We start from the raw sequence: 1,018 nt of genomic DNA on the forward strand, positions 1-1,018 counted from the left end.
GGCGGTCCGGCAAGACCGCCCCTGACATGCCAGCAGCCAACTACACTCCCGACGATGCCTCTGACCAGGCCAGATAGCGAAACGCTGCTGGAGTACTAGTACTGCAGCCGCACTTGCTGTGACCGGTGATCGGGCTGCTCGTTGGGCTGGGCATGGGTGGGGACGTCACGGTTGACGAGGTGCACCGCTGGGCGGTTGGTCTGGACGCTTTGCACGCTCGGATTGGTGGGTATTTCCGCAGGTCGGAGCCGCGTCGGCGGGCGATGGAGTACCTGCGCGGGCTGCTCGCGCCCTTGGAGCGCAAGAACGGCTGGACGCTGGCCGAGCAAGCCGGTGAGGTGTGCCCGGACGGCATGCAGCGGCTGCTGAACCAGGCTGACTGGGACGCTGATGCGGTCCGCGACGAGGTTCGCGGTTTCGTGCTGGAGAATCTGGGGGCCGAGGACGGCGTGCTGGCCGTGGACGAGACCGGCTTCATCAAGAAGGGCAGCCGGTCGGCCGGCGTGCAGCGGCAGTACACCGGCACCTCCGGGGAGATCGACAATTGCCAGCTGGGGGTGTTCCTGGCCTACACCTCCACCAGGGGGCGGGCGTTGATCGACCGGGAGTTGTACCTGCCCACCTCCTGGATCGAGGATCCGGCCCGCCGGGCGGACGCGAAGATCGGTGACGAGGTCCTCTTCCGCACCAAGCCCGCGCTGGCCCGCGCGATGTTGGAGCGGGCCCTGGCCGCGAAGGTGCCGTTTCGCTGGGTGACGGGCGACGAGGTCTACGGCCAGGACCCCTCCTGCGCGGCTGGCTGGCCGAGCAGCGCCTGGTCTACGTGCTGGCGATCGCCTACAAGCATCGATGCGGGCCGCGCGGGCAAAACGCCCGCACCGTCTCGGCGATCCCGGTGAGCGAATGGGGCCGGACTCCTTTAGACCGTGTCCTACGTGGTGAGGCGGACGAGTCGCTTGTAGCAGCAGAGGGCGGCGGCAAGTCCGAGAAATGCCAGGTAGTTGCGGGGGTTGCGTTC

The 1,018-nt window shown here is 67.9% G+C and carries 2 pseudogenes; one reads left to right on the forward strand and one right to left on the reverse strand.

Annotated features, from left to right (window positions below):
* Window positions 1-152 precede the first annotated feature (152 nt).
* Window positions 153-836: pseudogene (locus IF78_RS44655) on the forward strand (IS701 family transposase); the annotation flags it as partial.
* 95 nt (window positions 837-931) lie between these two features.
* Here the strand turns inward: IF78_RS44655 and IF78_RS49330 are convergent.
* Window positions 932-1,018 (reverse strand): annotated as a pseudogene (locus IF78_RS49330) (IS5/IS1182 family transposase); the annotation flags it as partial.

Origin of the sequence: Streptomyces bicolor (assembly GCF_000719285.1) — a bacterium.
Lineage (GTDB): Bacteria > Actinomycetota > Actinomycetes > Streptomycetales > Streptomycetaceae > Streptomyces > Streptomyces bicolor.